This window comes from Bradyrhizobium sp. HKCCYLRH2047, from assembly GCF_051168175.1.
Lineage (GTDB): Bacteria > Pseudomonadota > Alphaproteobacteria > Rhizobiales > Xanthobacteraceae > Bradyrhizobium.
The window spans coordinates 100,663-117,428 of record NZ_JBNPUM010000009.1 but is presented as its reverse complement, the minus strand read 5'-3'; the positions used below and the strand labels follow the sequence as shown (position 1 = coordinate 117,428).

At 67.2% G+C, this 16,766-nt stretch carries 17 protein-coding genes and 1 other RNA gene; 12 read left to right on the top strand and 6 right to left on the bottom strand.

Features of this window, described 5'->3' with window-relative positions; genetic code table 11:
- Nucleotides 1–642 (top strand): glutathione S-transferase family protein, encoded by a 642-nt coding sequence (locus ACQR1D_RS21895; protein WP_434838612.1) that lies wholly within the window; start codon nucleotides 1–3, stop codon nucleotides 640–642.
- A gap of 243 nt (nucleotides 643–885) precedes the next feature.
- Here ACQR1D_RS21895 and ACQR1D_RS21890 read toward each other — a convergent pair whose 3' ends face one another.
- A complete protein-coding gene (locus tag ACQR1D_RS21890) occupies nucleotides 886–2,127 on the bottom strand; it encodes a TAXI family TRAP transporter solute-binding subunit (protein ID WP_315804791.1) in 1,242 nt (413 codons plus the stop codon).
- A gap of 117 nt (nucleotides 2,128–2,244) precedes the next feature.
- Entirely contained in the window at nucleotides 2,245–2,700 is a 456-nt protein-coding gene (locus tag ACQR1D_RS21885) for a DsrE family protein (protein ID WP_434838613.1), read from the bottom strand.
- Nucleotides 2,701–3,890: 1,190 nt separating this feature from the next.
- Here ACQR1D_RS21885 and ssrS point away from each other — a divergent pair.
- The 3 genes from ssrS to ACQR1D_RS21870 all read left to right on the top strand — a co-directional run bounded on the left by ssrS (nucleotide 3,891) and on the right by ACQR1D_RS21870 (nucleotide 5,579).
- Nucleotides 3,891–4,052: non-coding RNA, 6S RNA (gene ssrS / locus ACQR1D_RS21880), on the top strand.
- A gap of 119 nt (nucleotides 4,053–4,171) precedes the next feature.
- On the top strand, nucleotides 4,172–4,753 hold the full coding sequence (locus tag ACQR1D_RS21875) for a 5-formyltetrahydrofolate cyclo-ligase (protein WP_434838673.1): 582 nt from the start codon (nucleotides 4,172–4,174) through the stop codon (nucleotides 4,751–4,753).
- Nucleotide 4,754: 1 nt separating this feature from the next.
- Nucleotides 4,755–5,579, top strand: a complete 825-nt coding sequence (locus ACQR1D_RS21870; protein ID WP_434838614.1) for a TIGR00282 family metallophosphoesterase — start codon at nucleotides 4,755–4,757, stop codon at nucleotides 5,577–5,579.
- A gap of 9 nt (nucleotides 5,580–5,588) precedes the next feature.
- Here the strand turns inward: ACQR1D_RS21870 and ACQR1D_RS21865 are convergent, their stop codons facing one another.
- Both ACQR1D_RS21865 and ACQR1D_RS21860 read right to left on the bottom strand, forming a co-directional pair.
- Nucleotides 5,589–7,019, bottom strand: a complete 1,431-nt coding sequence (locus tag ACQR1D_RS21865) for a methyl-accepting chemotaxis protein (protein ID WP_316177348.1) — start codon at nucleotides 7,017–7,019, stop codon at nucleotides 5,589–5,591.
- 45 nt (nucleotides 7,020–7,064) lie between these two features.
- Complete coding sequence (locus ACQR1D_RS21860) at nucleotides 7,065–8,813, bottom strand: methyl-accepting chemotaxis protein (protein WP_434838615.1); 1,749 nt, start codon at nucleotides 8,811–8,813, stop codon at nucleotides 7,065–7,067.
- Between the two features lie 220 nt (nucleotides 8,814–9,033).
- Here ACQR1D_RS21860 and ACQR1D_RS21855 point away from each other — a divergent pair, with 220 nt between their 5' ends.
- The 7 genes from ACQR1D_RS21855 to ybgC all read left to right on the top strand — a co-directional run bounded on the left by ACQR1D_RS21855 (nucleotide 9,034) and on the right by ybgC (nucleotide 14,020).
- Nucleotides 9,034–9,780 (top strand): YebC/PmpR family DNA-binding transcriptional regulator, encoded by a 747-nt coding sequence (locus tag ACQR1D_RS21855; RefSeq protein WP_315804796.1) that lies wholly within the window; start codon nucleotides 9,034–9,036, stop codon nucleotides 9,778–9,780.
- A 74-nt stretch (nucleotides 9,781–9,854) separates the two neighbouring features.
- Nucleotides 9,855–10,382: a crossover junction endodeoxyribonuclease RuvC gene (gene ruvC / locus ACQR1D_RS21850; protein WP_012046730.1), complete on the top strand. Its 528-nt coding sequence runs from the start codon at nucleotides 9,855–9,857 to the stop codon at nucleotides 10,380–10,382.
- Nucleotides 10,379–10,996 carry a Holliday junction branch migration protein RuvA gene (gene ruvA / locus ACQR1D_RS21845; RefSeq protein ID WP_315804797.1) on the top strand — a complete coding sequence of 206 codons (618 nt, stop codon included), beginning with the start codon at nucleotides 10,379–10,381 and terminating at the stop codon, nucleotides 10,994–10,996. The genes ruvC and ruvA overlap by 4 nt, the downstream gene beginning before the upstream one ends.
- Before the next feature lie 40 nt (nucleotides 10,997–11,036).
- Nucleotides 11,037–11,456, top strand: a complete 420-nt coding sequence (locus tag ACQR1D_RS21840) for a cytidine deaminase (protein ID WP_015664393.1) — start codon at nucleotides 11,037–11,039, stop codon at nucleotides 11,454–11,456.
- Nucleotides 11,453–12,499 (top strand): Holliday junction branch migration DNA helicase RuvB, encoded by a 1,047-nt coding sequence (gene ruvB, locus ACQR1D_RS21835; RefSeq protein WP_315804799.1) that lies wholly within the window; start codon nucleotides 11,453–11,455, stop codon nucleotides 12,497–12,499. The genes ACQR1D_RS21840 and ruvB overlap by 4 nt, the downstream gene beginning before the upstream one ends.
- 84 nt (nucleotides 12,500–12,583) lie before the next feature.
- The gene (locus ACQR1D_RS21830; RefSeq protein ID WP_434838616.1) at nucleotides 12,584–13,504 is read left to right on the top strand and encodes a metallophosphoesterase; all 921 of its coding nucleotides are present in this window, start codon (nucleotides 12,584–12,586) and stop codon (nucleotides 13,502–13,504) included.
- Nucleotides 13,505–13,570: 66 nt separating this feature from the next.
- Nucleotides 13,571–14,020 carry a tol-pal system-associated acyl-CoA thioesterase gene (gene ybgC, locus ACQR1D_RS21825; protein ID WP_316216520.1) on the top strand — a complete coding sequence of 150 codons (450 nt, stop codon included), beginning with the start codon at nucleotides 13,571–13,573 and terminating at the stop codon, nucleotides 14,018–14,020.
- Nucleotides 14,021–14,324: 304 nt separating this feature from the next.
- Here the strand turns inward: ybgC and ACQR1D_RS21820 are convergent, their stop codons facing one another.
- A complete protein-coding gene (locus ACQR1D_RS21820) occupies nucleotides 14,325–14,627 on the bottom strand; it encodes a hypothetical protein (protein WP_434886746.1) in 303 nt (100 codons plus the stop codon).
- A gap of 334 nt (nucleotides 14,628–14,961) precedes the next feature.
- On the bottom strand, nucleotides 14,962–15,489 hold the full coding sequence (locus tag ACQR1D_RS21815) for a ParB N-terminal domain-containing protein (protein WP_315804803.1): 528 nt from the start codon (nucleotides 15,487–15,489) through the stop codon (nucleotides 14,962–14,964).
- Nucleotides 15,490–15,766: 277 nt separating this feature from the next.
- On the opposite strand from ACQR1D_RS21815, the gene ACQR1D_RS21810 reads away from it, so the two are divergent.
- Nucleotides 15,767–16,747 carry a catalase family peroxidase gene (locus ACQR1D_RS21810; protein WP_434838617.1) on the top strand — a complete coding sequence of 327 codons (981 nt, stop codon included), beginning with the start codon at nucleotides 15,767–15,769 and terminating at the stop codon, nucleotides 16,745–16,747.
- Nucleotides 16,748–16,766: the final 19 nt, after the last annotated feature.

The following is a 16,766-nucleotide window of genomic DNA, read 5'->3' as shown; positions in this document are numbered from 1 at the left end:
ATGCTGACAGTCCATCATCTGGGGAAGTCCCAATCCGAACGCATCGTCTGGCTCTGCGAGGAGCTGGCGATCCCATACGAGCTGAAATGCTACACGCGCGATGCCAGGACGGTCCTGGCGCCCGCGGAGTACAAGGCGCTGCACCCGATCGGCGCCGCGCCGGTCATTACCGACGGCGATCTGGTGCTCGCCGAATCCGGCGCCGTTGTCGACTACATCATCTCCAAATACGGCCAGGGCCGGCTGCGGCCGGGCCCCGATGATCCGAACTTCGCGCCATTCCTTTACTGGTTCCACTTCGCCAACGGCACGCTGCAGGCGGCGATGGGCCGGCTGATGATCCTCAACCGGCTCGATCTGCCGGACGACAATCCGTTGCTCGGCGCGATGCGGGGGCGGGTCGATCGCGCTTTCGCCGCCGTCGAGGCGCGCTGCGGCGAGGCGGACTACCTGGCGGGGCCGGCGCTCACCACCGCCGACATCATGACCGTGTTCTCGCTGACGACGATGCGCTACTTCCTGCCTTACGATCTCAGCCCCTTCCCCGACATCCGCGCCTATCTGTCACGCATCGCCGCCCGCCCGGCCTATCAGCGGGCGATGGAGAAGGGCGATCCGGGGATGAAGTTGTTATTGAGTTGATTGCAAGCAAGTTTGCGCGATCGCTCACGCGGCTGGCTCGGTGTACCTCGCCCCGCTTGCGGGGAGAGGTCGGATTGCATCGTCAGATGCAATCCGGGTCAGGGGGTACAGGTCTCACCAAGGACGCTCCCTGCGCGTCTGCCCCAACTCACACTTCCCGTGTGGCGGCCGCTCACCCCAACCCTCTCCCCGTAAGAACGGGGAGAGTTAGCCGACTGCCCGAGCCGCTATTGGCGGTCCCCCTCATCTCTGCCGCTTGCGGCTCCAGTCCAGGAACGAGCGATACAGCTCCTCCTTCTCCGCCTTCGAGGTCGGCGCCTTGGCCTGCGATTCGAGAAACGCCTCGAAGCGGTCCTGTTGCGAGAGACCGCCGGTCGCGGCGGGCGCCAGGCCGACATTGGCCTCCTTCTTCATCCGTTCCAGCACGGCGTCGACATACGGATAGCGCTGCCAGCCCGGCACCTGGGCCTCGAGATTGAGATCCTTCCAGCCCGGATGGAACGGCGGCTGCTGCAGCCGCGCGAGGTTGGTGAACAGCGTGTCGACGAAGCGGTTGACGCGGTCGGCGCGGTCGCTGCCCGGCTTCCAGTTGTAGACGGCCAGCACCGACGGCACGGCGATGGTTTCCACGGCGGTGTCAGGTGCGACCAGCCCTGGATAGGTGTCGGCCTTGATGCTGGTCGGATAGTAGAAATCCGAGAATTGCTGCGTGTACGGCACCGGCACGAAGTGGAATCCGGGATCCGCCTTCTTGCCGCTGAACAGCTCGCCGGGCTTGGAGGCGACATAGACCATCGCGGCGATCTCGCCCTTGTGCAGCTTCTCCAGCGCGACAGGGCCACCGACCGCGACCGGCTCGATGTCGATGCCGAGGCGCCGGAAGATCAGCGGGCCGGTGTGGGCGGCGGCGACGCCCGCCGTGCCCACCGCGACCTTCTGGCCCTTCAGGTCCTGCAGCGTCTTGAACTCGTCGCGCGCATAGATGTGCACGTCGGAGATGAAGAAGCGCAGCACGTAGCGGATGCGGTCGTTGATGTTGGAAAGACCGGCCTGCCTGGCGTAGAAGTCGAAGGCGTCGGCATAGGTGATCGCGACGTCGACGCCGCGCAGATAGAGCAGGTCGGCGATGTTCGAGGTGGTGCCGCGCGTCACCATCGGGATCAGGCGCATGTTGTCGCCATCGTCCATCGTCCGCGCCATCTCGCTGGCGAAGCGCACGAAGCCGCCGTCGGGCAGGCCCGCGGCCAGGCCGACGGTCCATTGGTTCATGCGCGTCTTGATGGCGGCTTCGTCCGAGGCGCTCCGCGGCTCGCGGGACTCTGAGACCCGAGGCTCGACGGTCCGCCGTTCCGACGCGCGCGCAGGCTTGATCGAGAGCGGAGCGGCGGACTGCTCTTGCGCGCGCACCGCGCCGACGGGGGTGAGCAAGGCAGCCGAAAGCGTTGCCAGCGCCAGCAGCGCCGGCCGGGCGAGTACTCTGTGCATGTGACTAGTCCCCGATCGCGTCTGCTCGCCATTCCCCCGAGCAGACTGATGACACAGATCAATCCAAGATCGTATCTCAATGAGCCTTAAACCTGGCAGTATTGGGGCAAGAACTACCTAAGGTTTCAGGTAGCTCCAGCCGCCCTCCTGCAGCTCCATCAGGCGCACCGCGCCCGAGGGCACCAGGCTCGCCTGGGAGACGATCTCAATCGGATGTCCTTCGCGCTTCTCCATGCCGCGCTTGGTGATGTTGCAGGCGGAGAACTTGATCTTGGCGGGAAAGCTGAGCTCGGCGATCTGCTTGAGCCGGTCCTTCACCGGCGAGGTATCTTCGCGCAGCATGTTCAGCCCGGGTCCGTAGGTGACGAGCTCGATCTCGACCTCCTCGCCCTTCTCCTTGAACGTCTCCATGATGTTGGTGGCGTTGTTGAGCGCCAGATTCATGATCGCCGGATCGTTCTGATCGACTTGGATCGCGACGCGATGGATCTTGACGTCGGCGGCGAGGCCCGCTCCAGCCGGCGCGATCAGCAGCGCGCAGGCGGCCATGACAGTTGTGAGATTGAAGCGCATGCCAGGACTCCGATGTACGATACAGGGCATTGGGATGTGGGCATGATCTGCCACAACCTCAGCTCCCAGTCGATGGGCCTGAATCGTGGCAAGACTATGCGCTGCCGCGGGAGCGCCGTGATGCGGCGAGGAGGGCGGTGATGATGACGGCAATGCCGGAGATGAGAGGGATGGCTGGCATTGATGTGGATGACGATTGGGATTGAAGAGGCGCGATGACCTCCGCCGTCGCCAAGCCCGCCGCTATTTGGTTGCGTCTCGCACCCTCGCCGGATGGATGCCTCTCCGCCAACTGCTTTCCTCTGCCGCACGACGGGCAATCCGCGCATACGCGCCCTGCGCAAACTGCCCGTCGCGTTACGATGTCGCAGGCTGCGTCACTTGTCTCGTCGGGCAAATCAGGCGGATGCTTCCGCTCGTCCTGCTGCCGCATGAGGGGCGTGTCGCGACCGTCACGAGACGTTGGCAGTGGGATGCGATGGGCGTGGATTGCCGCAGCGTGAGTCACATCGCGCGGACGAATGGCGATGCACGTACGGTCAAGTCGCGTGGTCCTGACACCCCGATGCTGGTGTTCCCTTTGCGACGACGCTTGAGGCGTCGCGCGGAGCATGGTGGCCAACAAGCCCGGCGCACCAGGGAGATCGCGAAGCAGCCGTTCCAACCGTCGCGCAGGGAAGGCCGGGTGTTTCCGGCTGCACCTGTGGTACCTGCCGCCTGCATTTTTTGAGCAGGCGGGCCACGGGCGTCAGCCGACGCCCGGCCTTCCCTGTGCCCTCTGTTCACGGAGGGCGATCGAAGTTCAACAGCTCGGACGCTACGCGCCGCGAGGAGTCGAAGCCATGGCCGACGCCGAATCCACCGTGATCTGCACTGGAATGAAAGGCCCCGCGGCAATCGGCTCAGCAGGGATCAGCCCGGCTGCCGCCACCCCACCGCTGTCGTCGCGCGCGCAGGCGGGCGATCCAGTACGCCGCGGCCTCTCGGCTGAGCCACTGCCGTCACGGCGTACTAGGGCGCCCGGCCCCTTCTTCGCCTGCGGCTTCGACGCGGCCACGGGCACGCGGGGCGCGCTTGAGCTTCAGCGAAGGCGGCAAGCCGAGCGACGACACCGAGGATGGGCGACGGCGTCCCGTCCCAATCCGTCGGCACCGCTGGCAAAATCACCCCGCCATGGTTACATTGCGCCGGCGAGGCTGCGACGCGCGTCCGGAACCAACATATCCCCGGGGCCTTATCGATCCTTTAGGGAACTGTCCCTGGCCAGGTCCGTGGACCTGGACATATGGTGCCCACCTACTTTCGTAGGGAACTCCGGGATCGAGCGTTTCAACGGCGATTGCGGCTTCGCGCTTGTCTCTCTCCTCTTTGTATCTCTCCTCTGCCCCTTCGATTGCCGACCTGCTGCGTTTCTGAGAACGTTGGAGTGCCCGCGTCCGCGCGCTCTTGACGGAGGTCCCGCCGCATGCCGATGAAGGCCGTCCAGCACACCAAGCAGCAGCTGCGGGCTGCAGCCCTGGCCGCGCGCGATGCGCTGAGCGACGAGGCGCGCAGCGCCGCGGCGGAGGCCATCGCGGTGCGAGGGCTGCCCTTCGCGCTGGAGCCGGGCCAGGTGGTCTCGGGCTATGCGCCGATTCGCAACGAGCTCGATCCGGTGCCGCTGATGCGCGTGCTGGCGACGAAGGGCGCGCGGCTGGCGCTGCCGGTCATCCTGGCGCGCGGCCATTCGCTCTCCTTCCGGGCGTGGTCGCCGGGCGATCGGCTGACATTGGGCTCGCTCGGCATCCCCGAGCCGTCGCCGGTCGCGGCCGAGCTGGTGCCGGACGTGATGCTGGTCCCGCTCGCCGCCTTCGACCGCACCGGCCACCGCATCGGCTATGGCGGCGGCTACTACGACTACACCTTCTCGCACTTGCGGAAGACACATCATCTCATCGGCGTCGGGCTCGGCTTTGCCGTGCAGGAAACCGAGGCCATCCCGGCCTTGGCCCACGACGCGGCGCTGGATTATGTGCTAACCGAGCGCGAGACCTTGGATTTCCGGAGCAATTGAATTGCGAATTCTCTTCGTCGGCGACGTCGTCGGCCGGGCCGGCCGCAGCGCCGTCTCGGACCACCTTCCGGGCTTGATCCGCGATTGGGCGCTCGATCTCGTCATCATCAATGGCGAGAACGCGGCCGGCGGGTTCGGCATCACCGAGGCGATCTATCAGGAGCTGGTCGATGCCGGCGCCGACGCGGTCACGCTCGGCAACCACTCCTGGGATCAGCGCGAGGCGCTGGTGTTCATCGAGCGCGCGCCGCGCCTGGTGCGCCCCGCGAACTATCCGGCGGGCACGCCCGGCCGTGGCGCCGCGCTGATCGATGCCAAGAACGGCGCCCGCGCGCTGGTGGTCAACGTGCTCGGTCGCGTGTTCATGACGCCGTTCGATGATCCGTTCGCGGCTGTCGGCCGCGAGCTCGGCGCCTGCCCGCTGCGCGAGGCGGCGGATGCTGTTGTGGTCGACGTGCATTGCGAGGCCTCCAGCGAGAAGCAGGGCATGGGCTATTTCTGCGACGGCCGCGCCAGCCTCGTCGTTGGCACCCATACGCATGTGCCAACGGCCGATCACCAGATCCTGCCCGGCGGCACTGCCTACATGACCGATGCCGGCATGACCGGCGATTACGATTCCATCATCGGCATGCAGAAGGACGAGCCGTTGCGGCGCTTCCAGTCGGGCATCCCGTCGGCGCGGTTCGAGCCGGCGACGGGCGAGGCGACGTTGAGCGGGGTGGCGGTCGAGACCGACAACGGCACCGGGCTTGCGATCAAGGTCGCGCCGGTGCGGATCGGCGGCCGGCTGTCGCAGACGAGGCCGGCGTTCTGGGGAGGATGAGAGGCTGCGTCAGGCCTTGAGGCGAAAGCCCATCCGGAACGCGCCCCAATGCCGCCCCTTGATGACGATCGGCGCGGACAGGTCCTTCATCAGCACGAACTGCCCGCCGCCCATGTCGCGGCGGTAGGTCTGGAGCAGAAACGGCTTGTTGCTGGCGGCGGCGACCTTCTTCACCGCGCGGTCGTCGAACAGCCGGCGGTTGCGGCAGTTGGCGTTGTTCCAGACCGGATCGGGCCCCTGCGGCCTGCGGTAGTTCGGATTGTGCGTCGGCAGATAGCCGCCGCGCGCCCAGGCGACGCAGAACACGATGCGCGGGTCGCTGCCCTGGATCGGGTCCTGGATCGCGGGCAGCACGCGGTCGGTGAACTCGACGTAGCGCGTCATGTACTGCTTGGGATTGGTGCCGGGGATCTCGCGATAGGTCTCGTCCATCAGGTCGGCGAGCGTGATCTCGCCGCGATCGATCGCCGCCTCGAAGGTCGCCGAGATCTGCCGGGCGGTGTCGACGACGGTCTTGATCAGCGGCGCGTCCGTGGTCTGTACGCCGCTTTCGGCGATCAGCCCGATCAGCGCCTCGGAATGATCGAGCAGCTTGGCGATGCGGCTGTCGGCCTGCTTGAGCTCGACCGAGGACTGGTCGACGCCCTTGGCGAGCTCGTTGAGCTCGCTGATCACGGCGTCGCAATGCGCGAGGTTGGAGGTCGCGGCCTTCGCCACGCCGTCGATCTCCTGGCCGACGCTGGTGAAGCCGTCCTGGACGCGGACGATGATGCCGCCGATCTGCTGGGCGCCTTCACCCGCTGTCTTGGCGCGCGACGAGGCCTGGCCGCTCTCGCCGAGCAGGCTCTTCACCTGCGAGTCGAGCCCACGCAGGGTATCGCCGATCTCCTGGGTGGCTTGGCGCGTCGCCTCGGCGAGCGACTTCACCTCGCTCGCGACGACAGCGAAGCCGCGGCCGGCGCTGCCGGCGCGCGCGGCCTCGATGGTGGCGTTCAGCGCCAGCAGGTTGGTCTGCTTGGCGATCGCCTCGATCGCCACCGAGACCTTGGCGACCTGCGACAGCGCATCGCCGACCGAGCCGAGCCGCTGCTCGATGCGCTCGACGGACTCGACCAGTTCGGCGATGTGCCGCACCGCGGTGTCGACCACGTTGCGCGACTGGGTGATGTCGCCGACCGCGGCGGTCGTGGCCGATTGCACCGCCTGCGAGGCGGTGGCGATGTCGTGATTGGCCGCGACCATGGTCTTGGCCGTGGCCTGCAGATGCCCGAACCGCTGCGACTGGTAGCTGACGCGGTTGGCGACCTCCTGGACGTTGCCGGCGACGTCGGCGAGCTCGACGCCAAGGCCGCCGATGCGGTCGGCGATCTCGTCGATCAGCCGCTCGGCGCCGGTGCGCGCGTCGTGACTTTCCAGAATGGCGCGTTGCGCGACCGACATGTCCAGACTCCCGGGCTTGATAGGATCAGAAAATCGTCGCTTGGCTCACAATTTGTAGGCGGTGCGGAAGCCGCCCCAGTGCCGGCCGCGGACGCGGATCGGTACGTCGATTTCGCGCATCATGATGGTGTTGCCGTTGCCCATGTCGCGCGCGTAGCTCTGGATCAGATAGGGCCGCTGGTTGCGCCCGGCCGCGAGCCCGGCCGGATCGTTGAAGATGCGGCGGTTGCGGCTGTTGGCGGTATTGAAGGCGACATCGCCCGGCCGCTGCGGATGCGAATAGATCTTGTTGTGCACCGGCAGATAGCCGTTGCGGTCGATCGCGACGCAGAACGCCAAGCGCTGGTCCTTGGCCAGGAAGGCCTCCTGGAACGCAGGCAGCGCGCGCTCGGCCCAGTCGAGGATCCGGCTGCGATGTTGCTGCGGATTGGTGCCGGGGATCTCGACATAGTTGGTGTCGAACATGTCCTCGATCGTGACCTCGCCGCGCGCGACGGCGCTCTCGAACATCCGGTTCAGCTCGGTGCCGGCTTCCATGGCGCGGGTGACGAACTCGTTGTTCTCCTCGTGCAGCGCCCAGAGCTTGTCCTCGATCTTCTCGCGCAGTTCGGCACTTGGCGCATCGAACCGCGCCTGGGCGCCGGCCTTGACCTGCTCGGTGACGCGCAGGCGGCACGGACCGACGTCCTCCAGCACGGCGTCGAGACGCTCGTTCACGGGCAGGCGGCTGGCATCTGGGCCGGTGATCAGAAGGCCGTCGTTGGAAATCTCATAGACCGGCGCATCGATCGTACGTGCGCCCGACTTGATCTCGAGCTTGAGGTGACAGGGCAGACGCTCGCTGCCGCTGCGCACGGGCCGATCGCCCTGCCGCAGCAGCACGGCGCAGCGCGCCTTCAGCTTCTGGGCGTACATGGTCACGGCGCGCCCGGCGTTCGTGACGCGCTCGCCATAGCTCTCGGCCTGCTGGGTGGCGCTGCCGATGTCGGCGGCGCTGTCGACCACCGAGGATATGAACTGCGAGGCCTGGGCCGCATTGTTCGACATCTCGCCGGTGGTCTGGTTCTGTTCGGCGACGGCGCCGTTGACGTTGGTGAAGACGGGGCGGATCGCCTCGATCGCCTGGGCGATGCGGTGGACGGCGTCGGCCGAGCCGGCGGCGTCCTTCTGCAGTGCCTCGATCTTGCGCGTGATCTCCTCGGTCGCGTTCTGGGTCTGCACGGCGAGGGCCTTGACCTCGGTCGCGACCACCGCGAAGCCGCGGCCGGCCTCGCCGGCGCGGGCGGCCTCGATGGTCGAGTTGAGCGCGAGCAGGGTGGTCTGGCGCGCGATCTGGGAGATCAGGTTGACGACGTTGCCGATCGCCGCCGAGGATTCGCGCAGGCGGTCGACGTTGGCCTGGGCTTCCGTGGCGGCGGCGCTGGCCTGGTCGGCGAGCTGGCCGGCGTCCTGGACCTGGGCACGGATACCGTGGGCGGACTGGGTCACCTTCTCCGCGGCGTGGGCGAACGTCGCCGCCGTTCCTTGCGCGGCGCTGCTGCGCCCGCTCAGCGCATCGGCGCGCTGGCGAATGTCCGTCAGCGTTCCCGCCGTCGCCTCGGCGCCGCTGGCGACCGCATCGGCGGCGCGCTCGAGCTGGCGAATCATGCCGCCGAGTTCCAGCTCCAGCAGGTCGAGGATGGCCTTGGCCGAATCGGCATCCGACGACGTCGGCGGCTCCGGCGCGGCCACCGGGTTCGGTTCGGCTGCCGGATCGGGCGCAGAGGGTCGTCTTGCAAAGAAACCAAACGCCATGGGGTGGGCCCCGGTGCGGGTGAAACGGTGCAGAGGGGCGGGATCGTTGCACTTGACTGTGAAGCCATGGTTAACATTGGCTTATGCTGCAGGGCACCCGGCCGGCTTCCCGAAGGGGGCAGCCACCGCAGAATCCACCTCAAATCTTTGATTTTGCCGATTCCCGGCCTATAAGGCCGCGCTTCCCCCATTGATCCCCTACGATTGCAAGAGACCTCGCATGGCCGGCCATTCCCAATTCAAGAACATCATGCATCGCAAGGGCCGGCAGGATGCGATGAAGTCCAAGCTGTTCGGCAAGCTGGCGCGCGAAATCACCGTCGCCGCCAAGCTCGGCACGCCCGACCCGGCGATGAACCCGCGGCTGCGCGCCGCCGTGGTCGCCGCCCGGGCCGAGAACATGCCCAAGGACAATATCGAGCGGGCCATCAAGAAGGCGCTCGGCGGCGAGGGCGACAATTATGCCGAGATCCGCTACGAGGGCTATGGCCCGGGCGGCGTCGCCGTCATCGTCGAGGCGCTGACCGACAACCGCAACCGCGCCGCCTCCGACATTCGCTCCTATTTCACCAAGTCCGGCGGCAATCTCGGCGAAACGGGGTCGGTCTCGTTCATGTTCGACCGCGTCGGGATCATCGAGTTCGACCGCAGCGTCGCCTCTGACGACGCGGTGCTGGACGCCGCGATCGAGGCCGGCGCGGATGACGTGATCTCGGGCGAGGGCGGCCACGAGGTCTATGCCTCGCCGGACAGTTTCCACGAAGTCGCCAAGAACCTCGAGGCCAAGTTCGGCGAGCCGCGCAAGGCGGCGTTGACCTGGAAGCCGCAGAACACGGTGGCGGTCGACGACGAGACCGGCGAGAAGCTGTTGAAGCTGATGGACCTCCTGAACGAGCACGACGACGTCCAGAACGTCTACGCCAATTTCGAGATTTCGGACGCGCTGATGGCGAAGATGGGCGGTTGACGGACGCTTGACCACGTCGTTCGTGCGTTCCGTTTATGTTTCCATCGGTGCGGCGCAAGGCTATCTCTGAACCCATGAAAGCCCAGCCGATTCGCGCAGCCGTCCGCATCATCGGGATCGATCCTGGCCTCCGCCGCACCGGCTGGGGCGTGATCGAGAGCGAGGGCAACCGCCTGATCTATGTCGGCTGCGGCTCGGTCGAGCCGCCCGACGACCTGCCGCTGGCGAACAGACTTCTCGCCATCCACGAGGGTCTCGCCAAGGTCCTGAATGACTTCCAGCCGCTGGAGGCCGCGGTCGAGCAGACCTTCGTCAACAAGGACGGCGTCGCCACCCTGAAGCTCGGCCAGGCTCGCGGCATCGCGATGCTGGCGCCAGCGATGTTCGGAATTTCGGTCGCCGAATACGCCCCCAACCAGGTCAAGAAGACCGTGGTCGGCGCCGGGCACGCCGACAAGGGCCAGATCGCGGTGATGCTGAAGATCCTGCTGCCGAAGGCCGAGCCGCCGTCGGCCGACGCGGCGGACGCGCTCGCGATTGCGATCACCCATGCCCATCACCGCCAGGGCCAGGCGCTGCGCATGAAGGTGGCCGGGCTATGATCGGCAAGCTGAAGGGGCTGATCGACTCCTATGCCGAGGACTTCGTCATCCTCGATGTCGGCGGCGTCGGCTACCAGGTGCACTGCTCGGCGCGCACCTTGCAGGCCTTGCCGTCGCCCGGTGAAGCCGCCACATTGTCGATCGAGACCTATGTGCGCGAGGACCAGATCAAGCTGTTCGGTTTTCGCTCGGATGTCGAACGGGAATGGTTTCGCCTTTTGCAGACTGTGCAGGGCGTCGGCGCCAAGGTCGCGCTCGCCGTCCTCGGCACTCTGCCGCCGGCCGATCTCGCCAACGCCATTGCGCTGCGCGACAAGGCCGCGGTGGCGCGCACGCCGGGCGTCGGTCCGAAGGTCGCCGAGCGCATCGTGACCGAGCTGAAGGACAAGGCGCCGGCGTTCGCCGATGTCGATCCCGGCGTGGTCCGGCTGTCCGGCGCGATCGAGGAGTCCCGCGCGCCGCAGCCGATTGCGGACGCGATTTCGGCGCTCATCAATCTCGGCTACGGCCAGCCGCAGGCGGCCGCCGCCATCGCCGCCGCCTCGCGTACGGCCGGCGACAAGGCCGAGACCGCCCAACTCATCCGCCTCGGCCTCAAGGAGCTGGCGAAGTAGGTCGCCGCACCGGGCGAGCAGAAGGACAACGATCTTCACCATGGTGAGCAAGAAGGACAAGGAGCTGATCGAGGCGGCCGCATCAGCGGTGAAGAGCCGCTATCGCAACGATTGGCAGGAGGTCGGCGCAGCCATGCGCACGCGCGACGGCCGCATCATCACGGGCGTCAACATCGATGCCTATCTCGGCCGCAACGCCGTCTGCGCCGAGGCCATCGCGATCGGCCGCGCCATCACGGAGCACGGCGACCACGGCATCGAGACCATCGTCGCGGTGCGCCATCCCAAGCCCGGCGAGCCCGGCGAGGTCGCCGTGGTCTCGCCCTGCGGCACCTGCCGCGAGCTGATCCACGACTATGATGCCAAGGCGCGCGTCATCGTGCCGTCGAACGGCAAGGGGCCTGCGGCGGTGACCATCGGCGAGCTGCTGCCGAACAAGTACAGGCGCGGCAACGAATGAAGCCGCCTGCGCGCATGGTCAGTCCGGAGCGGCGCTCCGATGATGTCGGCGACACCGCGCTGCGTCCGCAGCAGCTGTCGGAGTTCGTCGGCCAGCAGCAGGCGCGCGCCAATCTGTCGATCTTCATCGAGGCGGCGCGCAAGCGCGGCGAGGCGCTCGACCATGTGCTGTTCGTCGGCCCGCCCGGCCTCGGCAAGACGACCTTGGCGCAGATCGTGGCGCGCGAGCTAGGTGTCGGCTTCCGCGCTACCTCGGGTCCGGTCATCGCCAAGGCCGGCGATCTCGCGGCGCTGCTGACCAATCTCGAAGAGCGCGACGTGCTGTTCATCGACGAGATCCATCGTCTCAGCCCGGCGGTCGAGGAGGTGCTCTATCCCGCGATGGAGGACTTCCAGCTCGACCTCATCATCGGCGAGGGACCGGCCGCGCGGTCGGTGAAGATCGATCTGTCGAAGTTCACCCTGGTCGGCGCCACCACCCGCGCGGGCCTGCTGACCAATCCGTTGCGTGACCGCTTCGGCATCCCGATCCGCCTGAACTTCTACACCGTCGAGGAGCTCGAAGGCATCGTCACGCGCGGTGCCCGCGTGCTCGGGGTCGGCATGACCGCGGACGGCGCCAACGAGATCGCGCGGCGCGCCCGCGGCACCCCGCGCATCGCCGGCCGGCTGCTGCGCCGTGTGCGTGACTTCGCCTCGGCGGCAAACGCGGACGCGATCGATCGCGCCATCGCCGATCACGCGCTGAGCGCGCTGGAGGTCGATGCCGCCGGGCTGGACGCGATGGACCGGCGCTATCTCTCGACCATCGCGCTGAACTACGGCGGCGGCCCGGTCGGCGTCGAGACCATGGCGGCGGCGCTGTCGGAGCCGCGCGACGCGATCGAGGACATCATCGAGCCCTATCTGATCCAATGCGGCTATCTGCAGCGCACGCCGCGCGGCCGGCTGCTGACCACGCACGCGTTCAAGCATCTCGGCCTGGCCGAGCCGAACCGCGATCCCAGCCAGTTCGGCCTGTTCGGCAATGAGGACGATGATTAACGAAACTGCTGACAATCTGCACAGACGCACCCGAAATCGGTTGCAATGATCAGGGAGAAGGGAGCAGCTGCGAGGAGTTTATCGATGCTGTCACGCCGTCGCTTTCTGTCATTCTCAGGCGGTCTTGCCGCGACCGGTTTTTCGACTGCGACCTATGGCGTCGGCGTCGAGCCGCTCCGTCTCGGCGTCACCGACTATCACGTCCATCCGCACAACTGGCCCGCTGGGCTGAGACTGAAGATCGCGGCCATCGCCGATATCCATGCCTGCGATCCTTGGATGTCGCTGGTGCATATCGACGGGATTGTGCAGCGTGCCAACGCGCTGCAGCCGGATATGATCGTCCTGCTCGGCGACTACGTCGCCGGTCATCGTCATCACATCGGACGCATCGACGCCGCCGCCTGGGCGCCGGTGCTCGGCGGCCTGAAGGCGCCGCTGGGCGTGCACGCCATCCTGGGCAATCATGATTATTGGGATGATCGAACCGTGCAGCGCGACGGCCGCGGCGCGCCGTATGCCCAGAAGGCGCTCGAGGCCGCCGGCATTCCCGTCTACGAGAACGACGTCGTGCGTCTCACGAAGAACGGCCATGCCTTCTGGCTTGCCGGCCTCGGCGATCAGTTGGCCTACATGCCGGCGCGCCGCTTCCGGCCGATGCCGCGGATCGGCATCGATGATCTCGCAGGGACGCTGCGCAAGGTGACGGACAGCGCCCCGGTCATTCTGCTGGCGCACGAGCCCGACGTCGCGCTTCGGGTGCCGCCGCGCGTGGCGCTGCAACTGTCGGGGCATACGCATGGTGGCCAGATCCGCCTGCTCGGCTGGTCGCCGGCCGTTCCCGCGCGCAATGGCGTCAATCTGGCCTACGGCCACATCCGCACCCAATGCGACGTGATCGTCTCCGGCGGCCTCGGCTGCAGCATCATGCCAGTCCGGATCGGCATGCCGCCGGAAATCGTGCTGGTCACCGTCGGCAGGGAACCCGTCGAGGTGACGTCCTAGCCTGCTCTTGCGCTGGCCGTTGAACTGGGCGAAACGATCGCCATTTCCGGCTATCGAGGGCGTCCCTTGACCCATCACCATCTCGACGGCGAGATCCGCGACGGCCGCCACCACATGCAGGTCCGCGTCTACTACGAGGACACGGATTTCTCAGGCATCGTCTACCACGCCAACTACCTTCGTTTCATGGAGCGCGGCCGTACCAATCACCTGAGGCTGATGGGCGCCGAGCAGCACGCGCTGTTCGCGGAGGCGGCAAGCGAAGCCCCGGGTTTCGCCTTCGTGGTGCGCTCGATGACGCTCGACTTCCTGCGGCCAGCCCGTATGGACGACGTGCTCGACGTCGTCACCTGGCCCGTGGCGGTGAAGGGGGCGTCGATCACGCTGGCGCAGGAGGTCAGGCGCGGCGAGGAGGTGCTCGTCAAGGCCGACGTGAGAGTCGCGTTCATCAGCGGCGGCAGGGCGCAGCCGATACCGAAAGCGCTGCGCGACCTGATGAAGGCGGACATCGCCTAAAGACGTGCTAACGGCGGGGCGGGCGGAGGGATGAAGATGCGCCTGCCGGCGATCGCGACCTCGCCGCCGTCCAGTCGGCCGCGCCATTTGCGCCGCGAACGCGGCGACAGCTCCGAGAATAGGCTCTTTCAGCCGAAGGCGGCTGCGACGGAGGGACGTGGCGGCCAACGTCGCTGCCATTGGCATGCTCGCAGTGCTTGCCGCGCCCGTCGCATCGCGCTGAGTCGGACGGGCGTGATCGGAGTTGCCTAGCCCGTCCAGCACTGTCCTCCGCGGAGCAACGTGCGGGACGGACACGCGGCGCCTACGGGCAGAACCAGGCCGGTCCGATCTGCATGCAGCCCCGGCGGTGCTGGTCGTGCGGGCGGAAGCGATAGCGGTGCCAGCCGGCAGGAGGACCGTGACGCCGTCCGTCGTGGCCGCGATAGCCGTGACGTCTTTGCTCGTGCTGCCAGCGACCGTCTCCGTTGCCGTGATCCCGCTGCGCAAGGCGCATCGGAGAAGCAGCCGCTTCGCCCTCATCTGCCGCGACGGCCATCGGCGCCGCCGAGGCTCCGACGGAGCTGACGAGAAGGATGGCGGAGAGTGCAACGATGGTTGCTCGCATCAGGGGCTCCAATTCATTGTCGAGGCTGGGTTGTGCCGGTTGAAGGACGCGGGTCGGCTTGGCTGCACGCCAACGCCGCGCCGGCTTTGCGGATTTCGCTCCCGCGAGTGTCGGCAACGTGTGGCCGCAGGGCGCGTTCCCCACGGATCGCCGCGAGAGGCGCGTCAAACTGCCCCTGCGCGGGCCGGGGTCCAGCGCTGCTGCGCGCATGTGCGGGGATGGACGTGACTGGGCTGAACTGCGACGCGAGGCGGCGGATCACGCTGCGCTGATCCGCCAGACGGACTGCCGCTCAATCAGACCGCGGCCGGGGGGCACTCGCGCGTTGAAACCGTCAGTATCGCCCGCCGCTGCGCTCTTGTTGCTTGATCCAATCCGACAAGGTCCGGGGCGACGATCCTTGTCCGGGGCGCGATGGCTTCGCGGTGGCAGTCCTGTTGCTCCGGTTCGTCGTCTCGGTCGGCCCGCGCGGGCGCGTCGCGGCATGGGCGCCCGAGACGCCTCTCGGGGCCGTTGCGAGCTTCTCCGCTTCCTCCTTCTCCAGCCGCAGCTTGCGCAGCCGCTCCATCTTCTCGCGCTCCGGATCGACCGGCGGCGGTGGCAGCTCGCGCTGGCGGGCTTCCTCGGCGGAGATCAGCAGACCCATGATGGCGCTTTCGCCGAGGGCCTTGCAGGCTTCGAGGCGGTGCAGACCTTCGACCAGGACAAAATGGTCCTTGTCGCGGCGGACGAGGATCGGCTCGCGCTGGCCGGCCTCCAAAATGCTTTCGGCCAGCGCGTCGACCGCGTCCTGCCTCAGCGCCTTGCGCTTCTTGTCGGGGACGTGGATCCTGTCGATGGGGAAGCTTTCCGGTGCGGACACAGTCGAAACTCCGTCGTGGGCGCGCCGTCCGGCGTCAGGGTCGGAGGGGGCACGATCCCCCGATCCGCACCGCGGAGGGAGGCAGACCGGACACGCGCGACTACAATAGAGACATTCGCCATCTCGCCGCAAGGAGCGGGTGACGGGGCGTAATGGCTCCTGTCAGACGGCAAGGTGGATCATGCGGTGAGGGGCGCCCATCGGCCGCGCTCGAAAGTCGCTCGCGCGTCAATTCATGCTGCTATGCTGCATCCCTCATACAAGGAGGACGCCGCTCATGACGACACGCACACTCGTTGCCGCGCTGGCCGGGATTGCCCTCGCGTTGCCGGCCGCTGCCCTCGCGCAGGAGCCGCCGGTCGAGGAGCAGCTCGTCAATGCGATGAACAAGGTGTTCGGCGTGCACGCCGGCTTTCGCGCCAATCACGCCAAGGGCGTCGTCGTCGAGGGCAAGTTCAAGCCGTCGGCCGAGGCGGCGACCTTGAGCAAGGCGTCGCTGTTCAGCGGCGGCGAGGTTCCGGTCACGGTGCGGTTCTCGGACTCCACTGGCGTGCCGAACCTGCCGGACGGCTCCGGCGACGCCAATCCGCACGGCATGGCCGTGAAGTTTCATCTCGCCGACGGCAGCGACATGGACCTCGTGATCAACTCGCTGAAATTCTTCCCTGTCTCGACGGGGGCGGAGTTACGCGATTTGTTCCTGGCGATCGCGGACTCCGGACCGAGTGCGGCCAAGCCGACCAGGCTCGAGCAGTTCATCGCCAGCCATCCCTCGGTGCCGGCGGCGCTCGGCACCATCGCGACGCCGGACAGTCTTGCCGACGAGGCCTATTTCGGCGTCAACGCCTTCGTCCTCGTCAACAAGGCCGGCGAGAAGCAGGCGGTGCGCTGGCAGATGCTGCCGGAGAAGGTCGTGCATATCGACAAGGAGGACGCGGCGAAACGCGCGCCGGACTTCCTGATGGCCGAGCTGCCGGCGCGGCTGAAGCAGGGGCCGGTGACGTTCCGCTTCAAGGCGCAGCTCGCCGCGGCCGGCGACGACACCAAGGACCCGGCAAAGGCCTGGCCCGACGATCGCAAGCTGGTCGAGCTCGGCGAGCTGACGATCGACAAGGCGGTCGAAGACAGTGACGCCGCGCAGAAGAAGCTGCTGTTCCTGCCGGGCCAGCTCACCGACGGCATCGAGGCCTCCGACGATCCGATGATCGACATCCGCAACGGCGCCTATGCCATCTCGTTCTCGCGGCGCAATCCGTGATGCCTATGGCATGACACGA

Bases quoted from the DNA above. Each gene is read 5' to 3' on its own strand.
- ACQR1D_RS21855 (WP_315804796.1), top strand. From the start codon at position 9,034: ATGGCCGGCCATTCCCAATTCAAGAACATCATGCATCGCAAGGGCCGG.
- ACQR1D_RS21885 (WP_434838613.1), bottom strand. From the start codon at position 2,700: ATGCGCTTCAATCTCACAACTGTCATGGCCGCCTGCGCGCTGCTGATC.
- ruvB (WP_315804799.1), top strand. From the start codon at position 11,453: ATGAAGCCGCCTGCGCGCATGGTCAGTCCGGAGCGGCGCTCCGATGAT.
- ACQR1D_RS21895 (WP_434838612.1), top strand. From the start codon at position 1: ATGCTGACAGTCCATCATCTGGGGAAGTCCCAATCCGAACGCATCGTC.
- ACQR1D_RS21875 (WP_434838673.1), top strand. From the start codon at position 4,172: ATGAAGGCCGTCCAGCACACCAAGCAGCAGCTGCGGGCTGCAGCCCTG.
- ACQR1D_RS21860 (WP_434838615.1), bottom strand. From the start codon at position 8,813: ATGGCGTTTGGTTTCTTTGCAAGACGACCCTCTGCGCCCGATCCGGCA.
- ACQR1D_RS21890 (WP_315804791.1), bottom strand. From the start codon at position 2,127: ATGCACAGAGTACTCGCCCGGCCGGCGCTGCTGGCGCTGGCAACGCTT.
- ACQR1D_RS21840 (WP_015664393.1), top strand. From the start codon at position 11,037: ATGGTGAGCAAGAAGGACAAGGAGCTGATCGAGGCGGCCGCATCAGCG.
- ACQR1D_RS21810 (WP_434838617.1), top strand. From the start codon at position 15,767: ATGACGACACGCACACTCGTTGCCGCGCTGGCCGGGATTGCCCTCGCG.
- ruvC (WP_012046730.1), top strand. From the start codon at position 9,855: ATGAAAGCCCAGCCGATTCGCGCAGCCGTCCGCATCATCGGGATCGAT.
- ACQR1D_RS21830 (WP_434838616.1), top strand. From the start codon at position 12,584: ATGCTGTCACGCCGTCGCTTTCTGTCATTCTCAGGCGGTCTTGCCGCG.
- ACQR1D_RS21820 (WP_434886746.1), bottom strand. From the start codon at position 14,627: ATGCGAGCAACCATCGTTGCACTCTCCGCCATCCTTCTCGTCAGCTCC.
- ruvA (WP_315804797.1), top strand. From the start codon at position 10,379: ATGATCGGCAAGCTGAAGGGGCTGATCGACTCCTATGCCGAGGACTTC.
- ACQR1D_RS21865 (WP_316177348.1), bottom strand. From the start codon at position 7,019: ATGTCGGTCGCGCAACGCGCCATTCTGGAAAGTCACGACGCGCGCACC.